Below are 21,922 nucleotides of genomic sequence, written 5' to 3' on the forward strand. Positions count from 1 at the left end.
CCGCCACGTCACGCTGACTGATTTTCATTTTTCCACTCCCGTCCGGTTGCTGCCTGCTGCTGTTGCTGCTGCATACGGCTGTTGTTCAGCGCCTGGGCCTTTGGCGCGTCCATCACCAGCATTCCCTCTTTCAACACCACGACGCGCTCCACCAGTTCCAGCACCGGTACGCGATGCGTGGCGACAATCAGGGTGCGATGCCCGAGCCAGTCGCCCAGACGCTGGATGAATTCCCGCTCGGTGTGCTCGTCCAGCGACGCGGTGGGTTCATCCATCAGCACAATATTCGGATCGCGCAGCAGCATCCGCGCCAGCAGAATCGACTGGCGTTGCCCGCCGGATAACCCCACGCCGTTTTCCATGATCGGGTAGTCCAGCCCCTTGGGCAGCTTCTGCACGAAGCCTGCCGCGCCGGTCAGCTCCAGCGCCTCGAAAATCTCTTCGTCGGTGGCGCGCGGCATGCCGAGGGTGATGTTTTCGCGCAGGGTGCCGTAAAACAACCGTGCGTTCTGGGTCATAAAGCCGACGTTGCGCCGGACGTCGGCGACGTCGAGATGCGGCAGGCTGAAGTTATCAAGCCGCAGCTCGCCGGCCGCCAGATCCATCCCGCCCGCCATGGCCTGCAGCAGGGTCGATTTGCCCGCGCCGTTGCGCCCGAGGATCGCCACTTTTTCTCCCGGTCGGATCTCCAGCCGGTTAATGCGCAGCGCCATGCGCGGATCGTCCGGCTGATAGCGGAACTGCGCCTGCTCGAAGAGGTAGTGTCCGCGCAGCACGTCCTGGCGGATCGGCGTCTCCTCGCGCTGGTTTTCGGTGGGAAGCTGCATGATGCTGTCCAGCCCCTCTTTTGCCGCTTTGACCTGCTGCCAGCGCGCCAGCACGCCGCACAGCGTCGCCATCGGGGCGATCATGCGGGAGGCCAGCATCGACGCGGCAACCACCGAGCCGGTAGTCAGGGTGCCGTCGATCACCATCGGGGCGCCGACCACAATCACCCCGGCGTAGACCAGGCTCTGAATGGTCATCCCCCAGCTAATCAGGTTCTGCGTCAGCTCGCGGGTGCGCAGGCCGGATTCCGCGGTGATCTGGATATAGCTGTTCCACTGCTGCAAAAAGCGGTTTTCCGCCTGCATCAGCTTGATGTCCTCCAGACCCTGCACGCTCTCCACCAGCACCGCGTTGCGCAGGGTCGATTCATGGGCCGACTGCTTCGCCAGCTCCGCCAGCTTCTTCTGCAGCAGCAGGCCGGGCAGGACCATGATCACCGCCGCGACCGGGGCGATCCACGCCAGCTGCGGGGCGATGATCGCCAGCACCACCACGAACAGTAAAAAGAAGGGCAGATCAACAATCGTCGAGATGGTGGACGAGGTGACCATCTCGCGGATCTGCTCCAGCTCGCGCAGCTGAGAGATAAAGCTGCCGGTGGAGCGGGGGATCGCGCTGTTGCGCAGCCGCAGCGCGTGGCCGAAGACGCGATCTGAAACGCGCATGTCCGAGCGCTTGCCGAGCAGATCCATAATGTGCCCGCGCGCCACGCGCAGCACAAAGCCAAACAGGGTGGCAATCAGCACCCCGATGGTCAGGACGTAAAGCGTCGGATAGGACTGGGCGGGGATCACCCGGTCATAGACCTGCATGGAAAAGACAATCCCGGAGAGCGACAGCACGTTGATAAAGAGGGCGGCCAGCATGACCCAGCTGTAGGGGCGCAGGTCGCGCATCACCAGCCGGTAGAGCCAGTCCGGACGGTATTTTGAGATATAGGCGTCCACGCGGCTGTCCTTCAGCGCGGCGAGGGGACGCAGGGCAATAACGTGGCGGATAGCGGGCAGCATCGCCGTCATCGACAGCCGGTTGGTATAGGTCTCATTGTCAAAAAAGCTGACCTCCAGCGTATCCTCCCCGTCGAAATGCTCGATCACGCCGATCCTGCCGTCGTTCATCGCCACCACTACCGGCAGACGCCAGCTGTTGATCGCCTGCCGATCGTCGGTAAGGAGCTGAAACGACAGCCCCGCTTCGCGGGCCAGCTGGGTGAGGGCGGGCACCATCGGTTTGCCTTTTAGCCACGGCGCGCCCGCGATGAGCGAGCCGGGCGAGCAGGCGACGCGGTAGCGCGTGGCGACAAAACCAAAGGCCTGCGCCCACTGCGCCAGCGCCTCATCCGTCATGTTTTCACCCTGCGGGATTTCGCGCTGCTTCATGGCTGGATCTCCACGGTCTGGATGGTGCGGTTATCAAGATCGAACGCATGACGCAGTTGCCCGGTGTTATACAGGCAGTTGAGCTGCAGCTGGTGCAGCTGACCGAGGGTCTGCTGCTGGGTGAAGCGCGCCTGATAGACCTCCTGCTCGGCGTTGAGCACGTCGAGCAGCGGGCGCGAACCGAGATCGAGATACTGCTGCTGGTACAGTTCGCGGGTGCGGGCGCTGAGGGCTTCCTGGCGGCCCTGAATTTGCAGCGTGCTTTGCAGGCTCATCACCTGGCTGCGGGCTTCCAGCAGCTTCTGGCGGACGTCAAGACGCGTACGCTGAATGGTGGACTGCGCCGCCTCCACCGCGTGTCCGGCAGCGTTACGCCGGGCGGTGAGGCCGCCGCCCTGATAGAGCGGCATCTGCACTTTTACCCAGGCGGAATACTGGGTGCGATCCCGGGTTTCACTCCCCGCGTAGCGATCGTTCATATAGTGACGCACCTCCGGCTCCAGCGAGACGGTGGGCGTCATCTGCGCGTCGGCGTAGTCGAGGTTCGCCTGGGCGACGTTAGCCTGCGCCCAGGCGGCAAGTACCGCGGGCACCAGACGGTCATCCGGCTCGGCGATGTCGCAGCTCCGGCCCAGCTTTTGCGGAAAGTCATTGCTGATTGCGTTCAGGCTGTTCCAGCCGAGAAAGCTCATCAGCGTGGAGCGGGCGCTGTCCAGGCTGGCCTGGTACTGCATCAGCTGGGCGCGCGCGCCTTCAATGCGCGCATCGGTCTGCACCACGTCAGAGAGCGACGTGGCCCCTTCGTCGTTACGCTGGCGGGTCAGCGTGCCAATCGAGGAGAGGGCGTCGAGCTGTTCTTTAGCGGTGTCGACCATCTGCTGTAAGGTTTGCACCTGCACCAGGGCGATGGCGGTATCGTGGGCAATAGTGTCGATACTCACCAGCACGTTGGCCTGCTGCTGGGCAACGCCCGCGCTCTCGGCGCGCACCTGGCTGGCCACTTTGCCAAAGTCGTAGAGCATCTGTGAGAGAGAGCACCAGCGACGGGGTAAAGCCGTTCTGGTCGCCGTCATGGGAATAGCCATTGTCCACGCCGGCATTAATCTGCGGATAGTATTTTGATTTAGCGACGTCCACCTCTTCGCTCTGTTCATAGAGTTTTCCCACGGCTTCGCTGATCGCCGGGTGCCAGGTGACGGCGCGGTTAACGGCATCGCCAAGCTGCAATGAACCGGGTGCGGCTTTGCCGGCCGCAGGGGCAACGCGGCCATTGAGCGAGGGGAGTTCCTGCGTTTCGCGAAGCTGCCCGGTGTTGATGATTGCCGCCGGGTTCGCGCAGAGAGCAGGCATAGATATCAGGCAGCACGAGAGCCACCAGTGAGGCATCTTCATTCCCATGTCATGTCCCTATTAAAAAGAGTATGTCTTTATTATTTATGCCCGGGCGCTGTGCGCCCGGGTCATCTCTTGCAGGTGCTATCAGGTAATGATGTGTTGCTGGTTAACAAGCTCGTCGTATGTGGTCTGAACGTTATCAAGCGTAACGAGTGCAGTATTAGTGTAGGTGGACCCTGCACCATCACGGTCGATGGAGATCACAGTGTTGCTACCGCTTTGTGTGACATGGATATAATTCCCCAACGAGGCGGTATTACCATCCCAGCCCACCAGCAGATCGCCGATGTCGATTTTGTCCCCCTGCGCCAGCGAGAACCCGGTCCAGTGATCGCCCGCGGTGCTGCTGACGTTGCCCGCCGTGGCATTTCCCACCGTACTGTTCAGCACCTGATAAATCAGCGTATCGCCGTAGGCCGTACCGGTGATGGCGTCGTTATGCTCCGAGCTGATGAACTGCGGTGCCATATTGATGGTCAGCGTGGCGGTATCCGTGTTGCCGTTGGCATCGGTCAGGGTGTAGTTGAAGGTCTCCTTCGACGTCATGGTTGAGAGCGATACCCCGCTGTTGAGGGTATAGGTGTAATGACCGTCAGCGCCGATCGCCAGGATGCCGTAATGGCCGGTGATGTTCACCGTTGCGCTGCCGGTATATGGATCCAGCGTGGTGGTCACGCCGTTGTACCCGGTCACGCTCAGGCGGGTATCCACCGAGTGGAGCTGATCCAGCACGCCGCCAGAGTCGGTGCCGTCAAAGATATTGCCGTTGACGGTGTGGCTGCCGGTGACGTCAAAATCACTCAGCGAGTAGGTGGTGCCGTTCACGCTTGGGGTGATGGTGATGGTGATGGTCCCGACGCTCAGCCCCGGTACGCTACCGATAAAGTTCAGCGTATAGGTCCCGGCGTTGAGATCCAGCCCGGTCAGCGGAACGTCGATACTGCCGCCCAGCAGCGAGGCGCCGCTGAAGGAACCGCTGCGGATCACGCCCGACCCGTCGCTGATGGACCAGTTCACCGTCAGTCCGCCCAGCGACAGCAGCGAGGCCACGTTAAAGTGCAGCGACGCGTTGTGCAGCGCGGTGTTCGCGTCGACCACGAAGGTTCCGCTGCCGGAGCCCTGGGTTGACGAGAGCAGCGCCGTCGTCCAGCTGGCGGTGCCCACGGTGGTATCCGAGTAGACCGACGTGTGGTGCACCGAGGTGAGGTCCATCGTGGCGCTGACATCGTTCACCGCATCCATCGCCTGGGCTGTTGGGGTGATGTTGAGCGATGCCGTATCCTTCGAGCCGTCAGGCGCGGTAACGGTGTAGACGAAGGTGTCAGGCGTGCTGATATGGTCCGCCCCCACGCCGCTTCTCAGGGTGTAGGTGTACTGGCCGGACGAATTGATGGTCAGCGTGCCGTATTCCCCCTGAATATCGGTTGTTCCACTGCTGTTGACCGCCACGCCGTTCACTTCGGTGACCACCGTGCCCGCCGGAACAGGGTCATTCGCCAGCACGTCGCCCGTGGTGGTTTCGCTGATGCTCGCCACGCTGTAGACATGATCCTGCAGAACGCTCAGCGTGTAGCCCGTCAGGACGGCGAGCCCCGATGCGGTATTGAGTAAGAACAGGTACTCCCCGGCCGGCAGATTCAGCGTCAGCTGAGATGAGGTGCCCCCCAGCACCGGGGCGCGCAGCCAGCCCGACTCGACGCGAACCTGCTCGAAGGTCTGGGTGGCGTTGTTGAACTTATAGACGTACAGATCGAATACCGACGCCAGCGCCACGCCGCCCACGGAGGCCTGGATGGTCATGGTGCGGGTCGTGCCTTCCTCGACGTTGTAGATAATCGGGTTGGTCATGTCGTCCAGCAGGTTAAGCCCCAGCGTGCTGCCGAGATTAATGCCCACCAGGGTAAAACCGTTCTGAGACGAGGCGCCGTTATTAATCTCGCTCACGGTGGTGTCAAAGGTCAGCGAGGCCGTGTCGTCCACCGCCACAATGCCGTTGATTACCGTACCGGCACCCAGAGACAGCACCAGGTTTGCTGACGCGCTGACGCCGTTATGGGTAATGGTGTAGGTGAAGCTCTCCGTCCGGCCAATGACCGCGGCGCTGGTGTCGGTCAGGCTGTAGGTGTAGCTGCCGTCGCGGTTGATGGTCAGCGTACCGTACTGGCCCTGGATCACCGTGCCGTCGGCGTTCACGCTGGTGGTGACGCCCTGGGCGTTAGTGACCGCGGAGATAGTGGTTCCGGCCGGCGCGTTGTCGCTGCCGGCGGTCGGGTCCGTATCGAGGATCACGTTGCCGTTGAGGCTGGTTTCGCCCGTGACCGTACCCGGACCGGTCTCTTTCACCGCCACGTCGAGGCTGGTGTAGGAGCCGGTTGCCAGCAGGTTGGTGTTGTAGCTGAGCACGCGATAGTCGCCGTCAGCCAGCCCGGTCAGGTTCAGCGAGACGCCGGTTGCGCCGAGGGTCAGGAGATCGGCAAACTGCGGTTGGCCGGTGTCCACCACGGTGGTCCAGGCGCCGTTGACGTAATGCTGAACCACCAGCTCAAGGGTGTTGAGCAGAGAGAGCACCGCTCCCGTGGCGTTGGCGTTCACCACGATATCCGCGCTGCCGCCGCTGCCCACCGTGAAGTTGACCTGGGCCGTATCATTGCCCAGCAGCGTCAGGACGTTGCCGACGGCGCCGACCAGCAGGAAGCCGTAATCGCTGTACTGGCTGTTGGTCACGGTTGCAGTGGTGCTGAGGTTCAGCTCTTCGACGTTATTGCTGGCGGAGAGCGGCACTACCGGCGCAAGGGCGGAGCCCGGCAGCGAGGTGTTGCCCGCGGCATCGGTGGCGGTGATCTGCAGCGTCTGGCCTTCGGTCTGTTTGTTAATGAAAGTGTAGGTGTAGGTGCCGTTGCTGTCCGCAATGGCGGTCACCGTCGAGCCGTCCGCAAGGCGGATCGCGACGGTGCTGCCTGCTTCCGCAGTTCCGGTCAGGACGCTACCGTCGGCGTTGAAGGTTCCGGTTGGCGCCGTTGGGGCGGTCGTATCGACGATAATCGTCGTCACGGCTGACGCCACGCTGGTGTTGCCCGCCGCATCGGTGGCCGTGGCGGTGAAGTTATGCGTTCCTTGCGTCAGCGTGGTGGTTTGCGGCAGGGTCCAGTTTCCGCTGCCGTCGGCGGTCACCGTGCCCACCAGCGTGATGCCATCGTAGATCCGCACCGTGGCATTCGCTTCGGCGGTTCCGCTCAGCGTTGGGCGCGTGTCGTTGGTCGGATTTGTACCGGTCACCGGCCCGGTGACGCTGCCGACATCATCAATGACCGAGCTGATGACCGGTGCGCCCGGCGCGAGGGTATCGACGTTAATTACATACCCGGCGGTAGGCGCGCTCGCGTTGCCCACCGCATCGGTGGCGGTAAAGGTTAAATTGTGCGGACCGTTGCTAAGCGCCGGGGATGGCGTAAAGCTCCACGCCCCGCCGGTCGCCGTCACGCTGCCGATTTGTACGCCGTTATCGAAGATTTTCACCGTTGACCCGGCTTCCGCCGTGCCGCTAAGGGTTGGCTGCGCGTCGTTGGTGAACCCGCCGTTCGCCACCGGCGTCGCCGCATTGCCCACGTCATCCAGAATGCTGGTCAGCACCGGCAGCGCAGGCGGCGTGGTGTCGACGGTGAGGCTGAAGCTGGTGGAGGACACGCTGGTGTTGCCTGCCGCATCCGTCGCCTGCGCGGTGAAGCTGTGCGCGCCTGCTGTCAGCGTGGTGTTGAGCAAGATACTCCAGCTTCCGTTGCCATCCGCGGTGCCTGTTCCGACAAGGGTTGTTCCCTCATAGATGTTCACGGTGGCAAACGGTTCGCTGGTCCCGACAAGGCGCGGAACGGTATCGTCGGTTGTTTGCCCGGACGTGAGCGGGCCGGTGATGCTGCCCACGTCGTCTATCGCCTGGCTGATAACCGGCGCGTTCGGTGCCGCGGTATCAACAATCAGGGTAAAGCCCAGCGAGGTCGGGCTGACGTTGCCCGCTGCATCGGTGACCGTGGCGGTCCAGGTATGGCTGCCGCTGGCCAGCGGCGTTGACGGAGTAAAGCTCCATGCGCCGGTACCGTCCGCCTGAACGGTGCCGACCGGCTGGCCGTTCTCATACACGGTGACAGTGGCGTTTGCGGTGGCGGTGCCGTTCAGCGTCGGCGTGGTGTCGTCGGTGCTCTGCCCGGAAGAGAGCGGGGTTTGAATGCTGCCCACATTGTCACCCGCGGTCGAAATGACCGGCGCAGACGGCACGCCCGTATCCACCGTCAGGTTAAACGGTGCCGTTGCAGTACCCACGTTGCCCGCCGCGTCGGTGGCGTTGAAGGTAATGGCATGCGGTCCGTCGGGCAGATCGGTACCCGGCGTGAAGGTCCAGCTGCCCTGGGCATTGACCACCGCAGTGCCAATTTCGTTGCCATCAACAATCACGTGCACCGTAGAACCCACGTCGCCCGTACCGTTGAAGGTCGGACGCGCGTCGTTAGTGCTGTTACCCGACGTGAGCGTCCCGGTGACCGGGCCGACATCGTCAATCACGCTGGTCACCACCGGCACGCCGGGGCCTGCGGTATCGACGGTGAAGGCGAAGACCGACGAGTTCGCCGAGGCGTTGCCCGCGGCATCCGTTGCGTACGCGCGCAGGGAGTAGCTGCCGTCGTCCAGCGGCGTGGTCGGGGTGAAGGACCAGTTGCCGGTTCCGTCGACAATCGCCGTACCCAACTGCGTACCGTTATTCATGATGTAGATGGTGCTGCCTGCCTGTCCGGTGCCGCTAATCGTCGGGGTGTTGTCGTTGGTCGCCTGCCCGCTGGTCAGGTTGCCCGTGACGCCGCCAGGGACGTTATCACTCACCGTATCCAGCGTTGGAACCGTCGGCGCCGTCAGGTCAACCACCACGCTCCATGGGGCTGAGATTGCGCTGACGTTGCCCAGCGGGTCGGTCGCCCGGACGGTGAAGCTGTGCGAGCCTTCGCCGAGCGCGGTATCAGGGGTAAACGTCCATGCGCCGGTGCCGTCAGCCGTCACCACGGCAATCTGGGTGCCGCCGTCGAAAATGGTCACCACGCTGTTTGCATCCGCTGTCCCCGAAAGGGTTGGCGTGGCGTCGTTCGTTTCGCTGCCGCTAACTACCGTGGTGACGGTGTTACCGACGTTATCCGTGACGTTGGTGATAACCGGCGTGGCGGAAACGGAGTCCACCACGACGGTGAAGCCCGCCGAAGGACCGCTCTGGTTCCCCGCCGGATCGGTCTCGCGGATGGTCAGGACGTTATTACCCTCTGCAAGAACGGGCGTGGTGTAGCTCCAGGTGCCGGTGTTGCCGACCTCCACGCTGCCCAGCAGCACGCCGTTGTTGTAGATGGAGATGGTATCGCCCACCGCGCCGGTGCCGGTGAGGGTCGGCTGGCTGTCGTTGGTGATCTGGCCGCTGGTCAGCGGGCCGGTGACAGGACCCACGTCGTCAATGACCGAGCCAATGGTTGGCGTGCCCGGCGCGGTCAGATCGACGGTGACGCTGGCCGCCGGAGAGCGGCCGCTGGTGGCACCGTTGAGGGTCGCAGTCACCTCAAAGGTGTGCAGCCCCTCGCCAAGCGCGGCTGGCGTATAGCTCCAGTTGCCGCTGCCGTCGGCAGTCACCGTTGTTAATGGCGTCGCGCTACCGTCCTGATAGATTGTTATCAGGCTGCCCGCTTCGGCCGTACCGGTAAGCGTTGGCGTGGTGTCGTTGGTGGTTTTGCCTTTCACATCGCCGGTGACCGGGTCCACGTCATCGACAATAGCCGTGATGACGGGCACCTGTGGCAGGTCGAGCGGTGAATCGGTAACGATAAAGGATGCGCCAGGGCTGGCATTTCCTGCGGCATCGGTGGCGGTCACGGTCAGCGTGGTCGGATCCAGCTGCGCCGGACTCAGCGCAATCGAGAAGCTGCCGTCGCTGGCGGCAACGCCGCTACCAATGACGGTCCCACCGCTGTCTTTCACGGTAATGGTACTTCCTGCCTCGGCGTTACCGGTCAGCGGCGTTCCTTCCTGAGCCAGTGCCATGTTGATCGGGTCGGCAGGCGCGGCGGTATCCACCGTCACGCTCAGCGGTGCTGAATCACCGGAGGAGTTACCCGCTGGATCGCTGGAAGAGACTGTGAACGTATGAGGACCATCCGGCAGCGTCGCGTCGGCAGTCCAGCTCCAGGTGCCGCCCGGCTGGACCGTCACCAGCACTGTAGATGGCGTGCCGTCTACGGAAACGATAACGGTGGTGCCGGGTTCACCGGTCCCGGTAAGGGTTGGCGTGCCGTCCTTCGTGTAGAGCACGTTATTAGACAGCTGGCTGTCAGCTACAGTACTAATGACGGGGATCTCTGGCGCAACGGTATCGAGGGTGACGGTAAAGACCGAACTCAGCGCGCTAAGGTTGCCAGCCGCATCCACACCCGCAACGGTGATATTCAGCGGACCGTCCGTTTGCGTTGGAAGCGTCAGGCTCCATTCCCCGTTAGCCACCACGACACGGCCCACTTCGACGCCGTTGTTGTAGACGATCACCGTCTCACCGTTGACGCCGGTTCCGCCCACTGTCGGTGTGGTATCCGTGATGTAGCCACCGTTAGGCTCACCGCCCACTGCACTAATCACCGGCGTATCCGGCGCCAGGGTGTCCACGATGATCGTAATCGCTGTAGACGGGTCAGAGACGTTGCCCGCCTCATCGGTGGCGGTGGCGGTATAGACGTGGCTGCCCTCCCCAATATTACTGTCAGGACGCCAGCTCCAGTTGCCGCTGCTGTCTACCGTGGCGGTGCCCACGACGGTCGGTGTGCCGTTAACGGTATCAGTGATGTTGATGACGTCGTTCGGCGTGCCGGTGCCGCTCAGGACCGGGCGCGGATCGTTGGTGGTTCCGCCATCGGGAACGGGGCCGGTGATCTGTGTAACGCTGTCGGTGACGGTCGGTGCCGCAGGCGTAGCCGGCGCTTCGGTATCAATGGTGATGGTGACCGGCTGCGACGGGGCGCTTTCGTTGCCCGTGCCGTCCACGTTGGTAACGGTCAGGGTAATGTCATAGGTGCCGCCAGGCAGCGGGGTTGATGGCGTCCATGTCCAGTTGCCGGTGTTGTCCACGACGGCGTCGCCGATTTTGACGCCGTTGTTGTAGATCGTCACGGTATCGCCCGGATTGCCGGTGCCGCTCAGGGTCGGCGTGGTGTCGCGGGTGGTTTCTCCCGGGTTCAGCGGCGTTTCTGTGCCGTCAGGATTGACGGTGATTGCCGGGATATCCGGCGTGGCTGGCGGAACGGTATCTACCGTCAGTTCAAACGGCGTTGAGATGGTGGTATTGCCCGCGGCATCCGTGGCATGCACCGTCAGCGTATGTGAGCCGTCGGTGAGCGGGATAACGGGGGTAAAGCTCCAGCCGCCGCTGCCGTCGAGGGTCGCGGTGCCGAGCAGGGTGGTGCCGTCATAGACGGTGATTACCGTATCTGCCGGGGTGGTGCCCTGCAGCAGCGGCGTGGTGTCATCCGTGGTATCCCCGCTGCTAAGCGTGCCCTGAACGCCGCCGACGTCATCGGTCACGGTGGCGATGGTTGCCGCCGCTGGCGGCGTGGTATCGACGGTCAGGGTGAATCCGCTTGACGGCTGGCTGGTGTTACCCGCGCCATCGGTGGTGACGGCGGTAAAGGTATAGGTGCCGTTAACAAGCTGCGTGGTCGGGGTATAGGTCCACGTGCCGCTGCTGTCGATCACAATCGTTGCGACATCGACGCCGTCCTGGCGAATGGTGACGGTTGAGCCCGGCTCCGCGGTGCCGTTGAGCGTCGGCGTGGTGTCGTTGGTACTGTCGCCAGAAGTGAGCGCGCCGAGGCGCTCCGGCACATCGTCCAGCACCTGGGTAATAACCGGGGCGTCAGGCGCGACGCTGTCAATCGTCAGAGTCCAGGTGTTGGAGACGGGGCTGGTGTTGCCCGCCGCGTCAGTTGCGACGGCGGTCAGGGTATGTGGACCTTCAGCGATCGGGGTGTCTGGGGTAAAGATCCACACGCCAAGGCCATTGGCGACGGTCGTACCAATAGCAACACCGTCCACGCGGAGGGTGACCGTCGCGTTTGGTTCGGCGGTACCGCTGAGCGTCGGGGTGGCATCGTTGGTGGTCTCATTAATATCGAGCGAGCCGGTACGCCCGGGAACATCGTCCACGACTTGTGAAATCACCGGGGCGCCAGGCGCCGTCCCGTCGACGTTAATTGTCCACGAGTCTGATAACCCGCTCGGGTTACCGGCGGGATCCGTCGCCGTTGCCGTCAGCACGTACGTGCCATCGGTCAGCGGTGAGGGCGGCGTAAAGCTCCACTGGCCGGAGGAGGATACAACCACCGTACCGAGGACATCGCTGCCGTTATAAATCGTGATGGTCGAGCCCGCTTCGCCCGTTCCGTTCACGGTCGGGGCCCGGTCGTTGGTGAGGCCGTTCTGGGCCACGGAACCGGTGGTGGCCTGCACGTCATCAATCACCGACACGATAACTGGCGTCTGCGGTGGGGTAATATCCGGTGCCGCCGCGGAGGTGGTTGGACTGGTGTTGCCGGCCGTGTCGGTAGCGTCAGCGGTCAGGATTTCACTGTTAATTTTTGGTGGGGTCAGCGTCAGGCTGAAGTTACCCTGGCTGTCGGCAACAGCTGTGCCAAGGATGACGTTGCCTTCACGAATGGTCACCGTGCTGCCAGCTTCTGCGATGCCGCTGATGGTGCCGCCATCATTCGACACCACGAGATTACCCGGAGCAAGCGGTGGCGTGGTGTCCACTACCAGTACGAACGGGCTGGAGATACTGGTATTGCCTGCGGCATCCGTGGCGTGAACCGTCAGCGAATGCAGGCCGTCGGTGAGTGGAGTCGTTGGCGTAAAGTTCCAGCCGCCGCTGCCGTCAAGGGTGGCGGTGCCGAGCAGGGTTGCGCCGTCATAGACGGTGATTACCGCATCAGCCGGGGCGGTGCCCTGCAGCAGCGGTTTGGTGTCATCCGTGGTATCGCCGCTGCTAAGCGGACCCTGAACGCCGCCGGCATCATCGGTCACGGTAGCGATAGTCGCTGCCGGTGGCGGAGTAATATCGACGGTCAAGGTGAAGCCCTCCGACGGAAGGCTGGTGTTACCCGCCGTATCGGTAGCTACGGCGGTAAAAGTGTGAGTGCCCTCGACAAGCGGCGTGGTGGGCGTATAAGACCACTGACCGTTGCTGTCGGTTAGCACTGTGCCAATATCAGTTCCGTCCAGACGGATAGTAACGGTTGAACCCGGTTCAGCTGTGCCGGTGAGCGTCGGCGTCGTGTCGTTAGTGAGGCCATTCTGGTCCACGGGGCCGGTGGTGGCCTGCACGTCATCAATCACCGACACGATAACTGGCATCTGCGGCGAGGTAATATCCGGCGACGCCGCGGAGGCTGTTGGTCCCGTGTTGCCCGCCGCGTCTGTGGCGTCAGCGGTCAGGATCTCACCGTTAACTTTTGGTGGGGTCAGCGTCAGGCTGAAGTTACCCTGGCTGTCGGCAACCACCGTGCCAAGGGTGATATCGCCTTCACGGATGGTCACCGTGCTGCCAGCTTCCGCGATGCCGCTGATGGTGCCGCCATCATTCGACACCACGAGATTACCCGGGGCAGACGGCGGCGTGGTGTCCACGGTGAAAATGACAGGCACTGAGGCCGTACTCAGGTTTCCGGCGGCATCAGTTTCAGTGACGGTTATGGAGTGTGTCCCGTCCGGGAGCGGGCCGTTCGGCGTGATGCTCCAGGTGCCGTTGGGCTGAACCGTTGTGGTGCCAACCACCACGCCGTTATCGTAAATGGTGATGGTTCCGCCGGGCTCGCCGGTTCCCGCCAGGAGCGGCAGTGAAGCATCGGTAAGCGCGCCCGACGTGATGGTTCCCCTGATAACGCCCGTATCGTCAGTCAGCACAATCGCGGTCGGCGCGTCCGGCGGAGTAAGATCCACCGTCAGGGTAAACACCGGTGAGGCAGGCCCGGTGTTGCCCGCGGCGTCGGTTGCCCGCACGGTAATCTGATGAGTGCTTTCACTCAGGTCAACCGACGGGGTAAAGGTCCAGGTGCCGTTGCTGGCGACGACCGCCGTACCAATAGCGACTCCGCCGTCATAAATCGTCACGGTCGAGCCCGCTTCGCCGGTACCGGTAAGCTGCGGACGCTGATCGTTGGTACTGCCGCCGCTGCTGACGGCCCCCGTCTGCGGAGCAACATCGTCCGTTACGCTGGTGATTGCTGGCGCATCGGGCGCGGTGGTGTCCGGTGCGTTGAGCGTTGTGCCCGGGCTGGTATTCCCGGCGTTATCCGTCGCGGTGGCAGTCACCTGCTCGCCGTTGGTCAACGGTGTGCCGAGAGAGACGGTAAAGCTGCCGTCGCTGCCCGTTTTTCCTGATCCAATAACATTCCCGTTCGCGTCTTTCAGCGTGATGGTACTGCCGGGTTCGGCGGTACCGGTGACGGTTTTACCGTCTGAAGAGAACTTAAGGCCAGAAGGCGCGTTCGGCGGCGTTGTATCCGGATCGGCAGGATCGACGGGTGTGTTGGGGTTGGGGCTATTATTATTGCCGTCATCTCCACCGCCGCCGCCACCGGTGCTTGCCGCCGCCGCGATGCCGCCCGCTGCGACAATGCCGCCCAGAGCCCATGGCCAGATGGCGGCACCACCGGCATCACTCCCGGAAGAGGCAAGCAGCACATCCGTTGAGGCGATAGATTCGTACGTGGCGGCTCCGGTCGGATCTTCAATCCACCATAATGCGCCCTGGCTGTCCTGCAGTACCAGCTGGCTCACGCCCTGCGCGTCCGTGACGTAGAAGTTTTTAAGGGTGATCACCTCGCCGGAGTGCAGCGTAACCAGCAGATCGTTACCATTTCGCGCGAAGTGGGAGACGCTCGCTCGCTCGACATGAAGCTCAACGATAGAGGAATGGCTCAGCGTAACCTGTGTGCCTTCCGTGGTCGTTTCCACGCCAGTAAGTTTTGATATAACAGAGATTTGGCTCATTTAGGCATTACTCCAGCAGATGTATCATGAATGGCGAGCAAGACGAGCCATCTCTGCAGAAGGTAAAGGGCGCCCCCGGCGCAGTCGCTGTTATCAAGCAGCACTGACCGTTGTTTTTAGCGCGCACGATGCCCGCCAGAATTCAGAGTGGCAACATCAGAGCGAATCTAATGACTTATAAAGAGAACAGTTTTTATGGGTGTTTTGTGTCTTATAAAACCCTGTAATTAATAGATGAATTGTTTTCAAGAATATAAAAATGATATAGACAGAAAACGATGGTTGTGCAAATTTAGCTTTCGTAAATAAGTGCCAAAACAATGAAGAGGGCATTAATACATTGAGCTTGTTAATAATTTAACTAGTTTAACTGTTTGTTTTTAATGATTTTGATCTTGCCTTGCGATGTTGATTTTAATTATTATTTACTCAGTATGATAATTGGTAGGAGACATTTTTAATATACTGTAAAACGTTATTGTTTAAGCGCGCTTAATATGCATTTAAGTTAGGGTAACGTTTTTGATATAAGATATATTATATCACTTGCACAATAAAATATATTCTTATGCGGGGTTAAAATTCTGCTATCACGCGAAAATAATAGCGTTAAGGAAAGGATAAAATAACCTGAGTAATTTCCATTGGGGCTACGACAACAGCATGATTTTGCGACAACAATAAAATTATGGGGAGAATGAATAAAAAGCGTCAGTCGGGCGTTTACTGACGTCACTCACTTCTTACCCTGGAGCTTTATATGAACACGACCTCGTTTCGTTTGATCCCGGTGCTGATTTTTTCCCTGCTGTCCCCCCTGGCGCTGGCAATGGGCAATAATAGTACCGAGAGCAAAACGCCCGATTGTCCTTCCGGTCAGGTGTATGACAGCGCCACCCAGAAATGCGTGCCGGACAAGAGCAGCAGCCTCAGCGACCAGGACAAAACCAACTATGCGTACCATCTCGCGAAGAAAGGCGAGTACCAGGCGGCGCTCAACCTGCTTGATTCGCTGAAAAATGGCAATACGGCTGAAGCGTGGAACTATCGCGGGTTCGCCACGCGCAAGCTTGGCCGCACGGACGAAGGGATTGGTTACTACCAGCGCGCGCTGGCTATCGCACCGGATTATGCCAAAGCCCGGGAATATCTCGGTGAAGCGTGGATGGTAAAAGGACGTCCTGACCTCGCGAAAGAACAGCTGAAGGTGATTGCCGGTATTTGTGGCCAGTCCTGCGAGGAGTACCGTGACCTGCAGGCCGCTATCAACGGACATCCGGAATCCTGATTTTCTCGTGGAGGGAAAAGACATCGCTACCAGTGAGGTTCGTCAACAGTTAGCCGCACACCTGCCGCGTCTCTGGCGCTATGGGCTGGTGCTGTCGCGAAACAGGGATATCGCCGAAGAGCTGGTTCAATCCACCTGCGTGCGTGCACTTGAACGGAGCAGCCAGTATACGCCGGGCACGCGCATCGACAGGTGGCTGTTCTCGATACTTCACTCTATCTGGATCTCTGAGCTTCGGGCCCGACACGTGCGTCAGGGGCAGGGATTTGTGGCCAGCGACGAGCTTCTGGCGCCGGATACCCGCGAACAGGATGAGACGCGCCTGCATTACATGAAGGTGATGCAGCGCGTTAACGCGCTGCCTGAAGCCCAGCGCAACGCGGTATTTTTGGTTTATGTCGAAGGCTTTACCTACCAGGAGGCGGCGGAGACCCTGGCGGTGCCTATCGGTACCGTGATGAGCCGGCTGGCGACGGCGCGGGTTCGGCTTGCCAGGTCCGCTGACGCACTGCCTCCGGTAAAGGAGAAACGCTCTTGAACTCGCACCGTTTTGCACCGCCCTATAACGACGACGCTATCGTGGCATGGATAGATGGCGAGATGTGCCGCGCCGACGCGCAGCAATTTGAAGAACAGTTGAAAAGGGACGAACGCCTCTCCGGGCGAACCGCCGAACTGATGAAAAGCAGCCAGGATTTCGCCGGGGCGTTTGCCCCCCTGCTGGATGAGGCACCTCTGGAGACAATGCAGGCGCGTCTGGCGGCGCTTCCCGATTCGCAATCCTCCACGCCGGCTGGCGTCAGCAGGCGGGCGCTGATTGCCGCATCGGTCAGCTTTTTGATGGTCGGATCCGGGCTGGGCTATCTGCTTCGGCCCGCTTCCGCGCCAGCGGATGAGAATGCCCATATTCGCGACCTCGAAGCGCAATATATGTCCCTGTACAGCGTCGAGACGCTGCTGGATATGGACAGCGCAACGCCGGTCCTGCTGCGCGGGCTGGAACGGGCCGCGCAGGACATCGGCATCAAGCTGCGCATGTCGCAGCTTGTCCTGCAGGGAGCAGAGCTGAAAATGGTGCGAATGCTGCGCTATGAAACCACCTCGATCGCGCAGATTGCCTGGATCAACGCCGACTACGGCCCGATGGCGCTCTGTATCTCTCCTGTAGATGAGAAGACGATGGCCTCTCTGCGCCAGGAGCAGCGGCACGGCATGAACCTGGCGTGGTGGCAGGAGGCGGGCTACCAGTTTGTCCTGATTGGCCGAAACCCGCCGTCTCACCTGCGGGGAAACGCGGAGCAGCTACAGCGGCTCATCTCAGGATGACGGCACGTCGTTTGTCTTAATCGCAATGGCGATGGCAATACGATCGTCCACGACCAGCGCAAACTTATCCATCCCGTAGGACGCGCGCGAGATCGCCGTCGTGGCATCCAGCGTAAGGGCCTGCGCGTGCGGGTCTTTCACGACGGCCTCCAGGATCACCGGGCGGGCAATGTTTCGCACGGTCAGCGTGCCGAACACCCTGAACCGCCCATCGCCCTGGGCGACCACGCGAGAGCTGATGAACTCGATAGTCGGGTAGCGCTCGGATTCAAAAAACATGTCGCTTTTCAGCTGCCAGGTGAGCAGCTTGTTTGAGGCTACGAGAGTCGCTACGGGAATGGTGACGTGGATATGGTCGTCGACGTCATTTTCCGGATTGAGCGTCACGGCGCCCGTCACGCCGCTGAACGTCGCCCAGGAGAGGATGCCGCCGAAGGCATGCCAGGATAGCCGAATGGTGGTGTTGTTGGTGTCGATGATGTAGCTCTGCGGGACGGCTAACGCCCACGGGCAGACCAAAATAAGCAATATAAGCAGGCGTCGTAGCATCTCAGGATCTCTTTAGGGGGCGCTGGGAGTAAACGCGTCACACCAGGGATCTATTCGGCTTTTATGCGTCAGGCTGTTTTAACGATATCCACCGAGATTTCGACGGCGGTAACCGGGCCCCGGTTTTCCAGCCAGTGGACCGTATTATGGTCTTCCGGCCAGCCGACGCCGGGACCGTAATCGGTGGCGATACCGTTACGATGATCGGTGATGGTCCCCTCAAGGATAAAAACAGTACCGGGGCGATCGATATGATCGTGCACCGGACCAAAGACCGCACCGGGGGCGAGCGTCACCCTGCGCATGCGAAGCTGACGCCCGTCCATGCCTGCGATCTCCGGGCCCAGATCGACAATGGAGAGTATTTCAACGGTAACGCCCTGGGTTTCTGGTGCGGTGTCTTTGTGGCTCATGACGGTGCCCTCCTGAGACAAGTTTAGCCTTCAGGGAGCAGGGCGGGAGGGAATAAAAAAGGCCGCGTCTGCGGCCTTTCGAAGGGATTACTCAGTGACTTTCTTTTCCAGCTCGCTGGCACCTTCTTTGGTTTTGTTCCAGCCTTTCTCTGCGCCTTCTTTGGTGGCATCCCACCCTTTCTCGGTGCCTTCTTTGGTTTTATGCCAGGCTTTCTGGGAATCTTCGCTGACCTTGCTGCCCAGGCTCTCGCTTTTGCCTTCCGCAGCATGCTTCTGTTTCAGCTTCAGCTCTTCACCTTTGTTCTGCTCTTCGTGCAGTTTTTGCTTAGCCTCGTTGGCGTTTGCGTTCGCCGCCGCGACGGTATCGTCAGTTGCATGTGTGGTCGCAGCAAATACTGGGGAAGCCAGCAGAACGGCAGATAATGCGATAATTGTTTTTTTCATAATATCCTCATTTAACGTTATCGGTTATGAGCGTGATTCAGCATGGCACAGGCGAAACGGGATGGCTTTAGGAAAAAACTGTAATGAGATCAACATGCCCTGATAAGGGGTATTTCGCCTGAGGATTATCCAAAGGATAAAACACCTATTTCAGCGAGGGCGGCGAGGGTCAGGAGAATGAATATTATGACGGTTATGGGTCTGTACATGTCGGGGTTCCTTCCGGGTTGGGCGGCTATTCCGTAGCGCTGGGTGGTGTGGGTAATTTTGCACAGGAGAAGGGGGAAGGGGGAAGGGGGTTGATGTTTGTCAAAGGGATGGATGGAACTGTAGGAATGGGGCACAAAAAAGCCCGCGGGGCTTGCGCCGTGCGGGCTCTTAGGACTTCATCGGATGACTCTGGTAATCACCGATGGAGAATTTTGGCTGGCGTCCCTGTACTTTTAATCATAGTGTATTGATATTTAATGTTTCTGTTTAAATTAATTTCGTTATGGGTTCCAAAAAGGAACCATAAAGTAGAACCACAGTACCTCGCATGGTTCCAACATGCCTAGCGACTTCAAAATAACACCCTCTATGGCATACTAAATGTAAGTGTGGCGGGATATTTAGCGTCTGATTACTGAGGGGGTCAATAAAAACTGCTCTATCTCAAATACTGTAGTGATCCATAAACTTGTCCGTTTGAGTAGATGGTGTACCTCGCCCGTTCAGGCACGGAGTGGCCAATCAGCAGAGTATTCATGTCTGCTATGAGCGATCTGCGGACATTGCTAACAGCCTTCTGTGTGAATCAACGGGGAGCTGGTCATAACCACCCGTGAAATCGTGGATTTTTTATACATTAGAATATAATATTCTCTGATAAATCGCTCAGCGTTGGTAACCCATTGCAGATTTTTTGTGACAGTTCCGAACTCAGAGATTCAGTTGAGTTCAAAGAAGCAGGGATAAATTTGTTCGGTGATGCAGTAGCTGCAAAACTGCGCGTGCGGTGTGCTGATATCTGGTCTTCAGCATCGGTAGCTAAGCTTCCGGGTTTTCTTAAAACAGAATTTTTATGCGAAAATGGATGCGATTACATTACAATTAACCTCACAGAAGGGGTTAAAATGTACTTTGTAAATGGGCATCTAGCCCCCCCCCGGCAGGCAGACAACTCACTTGACTGGGGGCGGGTAACCCGGTTGAAACTGGTTCATATAGGCGAAGATTATGGTTTCTGATAACGGATTTAACCCGGACTGGGTGTCAGCCCCCGGAGATACCATAATAGACCTCATGGACGAACATGGTTTCAACGAAGAAGAGCTCAGTAAAAGAGTTGGCCTTTCCCTGATTAAAGGTCGTGAGTTGATTTCTGGTGAGCTTATTCTCACTGAGAAGATTGCCAACAAGCTTGAATCTCTCTTCGATGTCAGCACGACTTTCTGGCTCAGTCGTGAAGACAAATATCGCCAACATAAAGATGCGATCATTCGCCAAAATAATGAATGGGTTCAGTCTCTGCCTACGTCAGATATGAGTAAACTGGGTTGGATTCCGAAGGGCCTGAGCGGTAATAAAAAAGTCGAGTGTTGCCTGAGCTTTTTCGGCGTTTCATCCGTACCCGAATGGTTTAATTATTATAAAAATAAACAGACTGCTATAGCTTTCAGAAAATCCGAAGCTTTCAGAACGGAAGAAATGGCCGTAATTACTTGGCTCAAGAAAGCTGAATATATTTCGCGGAAACAGAGAACTTATGCATGGGATAAGGAAATACTTAAAGGCAGTCTGGAAGATTTAAGAAAACATTCTCTTGAGCCTGATCCCAAAGTATTTCTTCCTGCGATACGCAGCATACTCGCTGACGCTGGTGTAGCGCTTGTGATCCTGCCAACGCCAAAAGGATGTCCAGCAAGCGGCGCTACCTGTTTTTTTGAACACGGCAAAGCGACACTGATAATGAGTTTTCGGTATCTGAGAGACGATCATTTCTGGTTTACGTTGTTTCATGAGGTTGGCCATCTGGTTCTGCACAACTGTGAACAGCACCGCATAGAAGGAATGAGTGGCCTTTCTGAAAAAGAAGAACAGGAAGCAAACGAGTTTTCCAGCAGCGTCCTGATTCCCCCAGCATACCGTGCAGAGTTTGACACGCTGACTGGGCGGAACTGGAAAAATATTATTAAATTTGCCCGGAAAATTGGTGTATCAAAAGGGATAGTGCTGGGGCAGTTACAGCACGCCCAAAGAATCCCCTTTGATCATTTTGCCAAATTCAAAGTCAAATATAACCGTGAAGATCTGTCCTGAAGTCATCCTCCAAAGTAAACGTGGCGAGAGGGTGATTTCTGCCAGTTGCAAAGAGCATCTTCAAGAATTTGCATTTCAAGCTGCCCCATGTCCATGAAGGCGCTGAGCCTCGCCAGAAGATCGTCCAATACTTTATAATTGGCCGCATTTCTCGCTTCACCGTAAAACAGAAGGTTTGCGCCATCCAGAGGTCCTGTTGCCCCGTTCAGATACAGCGTCCCCGGCTTGGCATCAATAATGCCGAACTTGATGAGCATCGTCAGAAAGTCGAACCTTCCAGCCCGCCCAAATGACAAAACCGCCTTCATGCTCCGGTAAAGAATATCAAAGTACTCTTCCTGACTACTGGATGCGGCTTTGGCTTCAGCAAACCGCGCTTCATGACTACCTGCGTTTCCTACCCACGCGACATATGAGCTGATGACGCGTGGAAGGGGGCGCTTGCAGTCCGGTCTGAGGGATTCGTACTTTCTGTGGTTCCCAAACCTTCTTTTCTGACCGTCTGCCAGCATCTGGCGATAGCAGCCCTCATACCAGGCGTGAAAGGTGTCCACTTCCGCAACCACTTTCTCCCAGGTCCATACATCGCCACCGAGGCCACCGTAAATGTCGGCGCACAACTGCCAACCGTACTTAAGATGTTTGCCAAAGTGGGTAGACAGGAAAATAAGCCAGCACGCCTCATCTACATTCCCTTCATAAACATGCAACCACGCAGCCCGTAGCGGATCAAAGATATCACAGTGGGGATTTCCCCGTAGCGGGGATATCTTATTTCTGCCAATGGCTCCGACGTACTCAATGCGACGCTTGCTGTCGAGTATCTGTGCGGCGAGCGTTGTGATTTTGTCGGGGGTATCTAATCCCTCAAGCGGGGTTTCATGTGTACTGAATGATTTGAGCTGTTCTGAAATTTCATCAATTAGGTCCTGTCGTTTCATTTT

Annotated in this window: 10 protein-coding genes and 1 pseudogene; 4 read left to right on the top strand and 7 right to left on the bottom strand. The window is 58.9% G+C overall.

Going from position 1 to position 21,922, the window contains the following annotated elements:
- Positions 1 to 8 precede the first annotated feature (8 nt).
- The 3 genes and pseudogenes from AC1VYI_RS06990 to AC1VYI_RS07000 form a co-directional block, all read right to left on the bottom strand.
- On the bottom strand, positions 9 to 2,207 hold the full coding sequence (locus AC1VYI_RS06990; RefSeq protein ID WP_023308901.1) for a type I secretion system permease/ATPase: 2,199 nt from the start codon (positions 2,205 to 2,207) through the stop codon (positions 9 to 11).
- Positions 2,204 to 3,557, bottom strand: a pseudogene (locus AC1VYI_RS06995) (TolC family outer membrane protein). The gene AC1VYI_RS06990 and the pseudogene AC1VYI_RS06995 overlap by 4 nt, the downstream one beginning before the upstream one ends.
- Before the next feature lie 129 nt (positions 3,558 to 3,686).
- Positions 3,687 to 14,657, bottom strand: a complete 10,971-nt coding sequence (locus AC1VYI_RS07000) for a BapA/Bap/LapF family large adhesin (RefSeq protein WP_226484221.1) — start codon at positions 14,655 to 14,657, stop codon at positions 3,687 to 3,689.
- A gap of 760 nt (positions 14,658 to 15,417) precedes the next feature.
- Between AC1VYI_RS07000 and AC1VYI_RS07005 the strand changes: the two genes are divergently transcribed.
- Genes AC1VYI_RS07005 through AC1VYI_RS07015 form a run of 3 tightly spaced genes read left to right on the top strand, consistent with a single transcriptional unit; the run spans position 15,418 to position 17,271 of the window.
- On the top strand, positions 15,418 to 15,945 hold the full coding sequence (locus AC1VYI_RS07005; protein WP_023294382.1) for a tetratricopeptide repeat protein: 528 nt from the start codon (positions 15,418 to 15,420) through the stop codon (positions 15,943 to 15,945).
- A gap of 7 nt (positions 15,946 to 15,952) precedes the next feature.
- On the top strand, positions 15,953 to 16,483 hold the full coding sequence (locus tag AC1VYI_RS07010; RefSeq protein WP_134867250.1) for an RNA polymerase sigma factor: 531 nt from the start codon (positions 15,953 to 15,955) through the stop codon (positions 16,481 to 16,483).
- Positions 16,480 to 17,271, top strand: coding sequence for an anti-sigma factor family protein (locus AC1VYI_RS07015; RefSeq protein ID WP_134867251.1), 792 nt, complete (start codon positions 16,480 to 16,482; stop codon positions 17,269 to 17,271). The genes AC1VYI_RS07010 and AC1VYI_RS07015 overlap by 4 nt, the downstream gene beginning before the upstream one ends.
- Here the strand turns inward: AC1VYI_RS07015 and AC1VYI_RS07020 are convergent.
- The 3 genes from AC1VYI_RS07020 to AC1VYI_RS07030 all read right to left on the bottom strand — a co-directional run bounded on the left by AC1VYI_RS07020 (position 17,263) and on the right by AC1VYI_RS07030 (position 18,677).
- A complete protein-coding gene (locus AC1VYI_RS07020; protein WP_023308895.1) occupies positions 17,263 to 17,820 on the bottom strand; it encodes a YceI family protein in 558 nt (185 codons plus the stop codon). The two genes, AC1VYI_RS07015 and AC1VYI_RS07020, sit on opposite strands and share 9 nt — an antisense overlap.
- 68 nt (positions 17,821 to 17,888) lie before the next feature.
- Entirely contained in the window at positions 17,889 to 18,233 is a 345-nt protein-coding gene (locus AC1VYI_RS07025) for a cupin domain-containing protein (RefSeq protein WP_063408815.1), read from the bottom strand.
- 87 nt (positions 18,234 to 18,320) lie between these two features.
- Positions 18,321 to 18,677 (bottom strand): hypothetical protein, encoded by a 357-nt coding sequence (locus tag AC1VYI_RS07030; protein WP_023333137.1) that lies wholly within the window; start codon positions 18,675 to 18,677, stop codon positions 18,321 to 18,323.
- 1,218 nt (positions 18,678 to 19,895) lie between these two features.
- Between AC1VYI_RS07030 and AC1VYI_RS07035 the strand changes: the two genes are divergently transcribed.
- Complete coding sequence (locus tag AC1VYI_RS07035; RefSeq protein WP_045888782.1) at positions 19,896 to 20,978, top strand: ImmA/IrrE family metallo-endopeptidase; 1,083 nt, start codon at positions 19,896 to 19,898, stop codon at positions 20,976 to 20,978.
- Between the two features lie 2 nt (positions 20,979 to 20,980).
- Here the strand turns inward: AC1VYI_RS07035 and AC1VYI_RS07040 are convergent, their stop codons facing one another.
- Positions 20,981 to 21,919: an alpha-glutamyl/putrescinyl thymine pyrophosphorylase clade 3 protein gene (locus tag AC1VYI_RS07040; protein WP_045888781.1), complete on the bottom strand. Its 939-nt coding sequence runs from the start codon at positions 21,917 to 21,919 to the stop codon at positions 20,981 to 20,983.
- Between the last annotated feature and the right edge of the window lie 3 nt (positions 21,920 to 21,922).

Source organism: Enterobacter sp. QK-SA4 (genome assembly GCF_056856775.1).